The organism is Acinetobacter sp. HR7 (assembly GCF_000773685.1).
In the GTDB taxonomy this organism is placed as follows: domain Bacteria; phylum Pseudomonadota; class Gammaproteobacteria; order Pseudomonadales; family Moraxellaceae; genus Acinetobacter; species Acinetobacter thermotolerans.
The window spans coordinates 1-960 of record NZ_JPQO01000077.1; the positions used below are offsets into that span (position 1 = coordinate 1).

The 960-nt window shown below is 34.5% G+C and carries 1 protein-coding gene; it reads right to left on the reverse strand.

The window, feature by feature from the left end; translation table 11 throughout:
- Position 1: 1 nt before the first annotated feature.
- Positions 2–865, reverse strand: a complete 864-nt coding sequence (locus tag GW12_RS04820) for an IS982 family transposase (RefSeq protein WP_004679438.1) — start codon at positions 863–865, stop codon at positions 2–4.
- Between the last annotated feature and the right edge of the window lie 95 nt (positions 866–960).

Below are 960 nucleotides of genomic sequence, written 5' to 3' on the forward strand. Positions count from 1 at the left end.
CTTAACCTTTTAGCATATTTTGGAAAGTTGGCTTATTGGGGTTCAAACAATAAGCCACTACAGCAGCCATGATATTCACCATGAAGTTATTTACCGAACGATGACGTGAATGTTCAAGTTGATGTAAATTTTTTAATTGATCATTCACTGTTTCGATCAATCCTCTTCTGCAAAGTAATTGTTTTTCTTCTTCAGTTTGGATGGGTTTATTTTTCATATTCCGACGTGATGGGGTCAATATTTTCAGTCCTCTTGCTGCTAAAGCTTCGGCTTTTGCTTTGCTCAAATAGCCTTTGTCTCCGAGTAGGATCCCTTTTAATTCTTGAGTTAAAGATTCTAATATAGCAACATCATGAACATTTCCCGATGTCAGCTTGAGATTAATAATTTCACCTAAATTATTGATAACGAGATGTAATTTAAAACCATAAAACCAACCCGTACTACTTTTTCCACGACCGGCCAAGCCTTTAAATACACGATGCCTTTTAATCCGAAGATTATGGCAAACTACCAATTTAGTGGAGTCAATGATACTGATTCCCGTATCTTTTCCTTTCACCTGATGGAAGAAGCTACTCAGAGCTTGCAAACAACGGGGCATGATTTCAATAAATCGGTTGTAGCTAAGCAGTTTAGGAAAAGCAGATTTCCAGAATGGAACGATCATTTGGCAATAAAAATATTTGAAGAATCTAAAACCGGATTGATGAAATAAAATGACAATGGTCATTGCTTCAGACAAGCTTAAAGCTGACTTTTTCAACCTGGTTTTTTGATTAGAAATTAAAGCTTTCTCTAAAGATTCATTAAATTTTTTGCAGAAATCATCCAAAATACAAAATAATTCGGTAATATGATCCATTGAGAAGCCTTGTTTTATAACATTTTGTCTTGAGAACCAATATGTTACAAAAACAGGGCTTTTTTTCTACTCTTTTTTTATATCGAACTCAGGTT

Coding starts and splice junctions, on each gene's coding strand:
- GW12_RS04820 (WP_004679438.1), bottom strand. CDS start 865: ATGGATCATATTACCGAATTATTTTGTATTTTGGATGATTTCTGCAAA.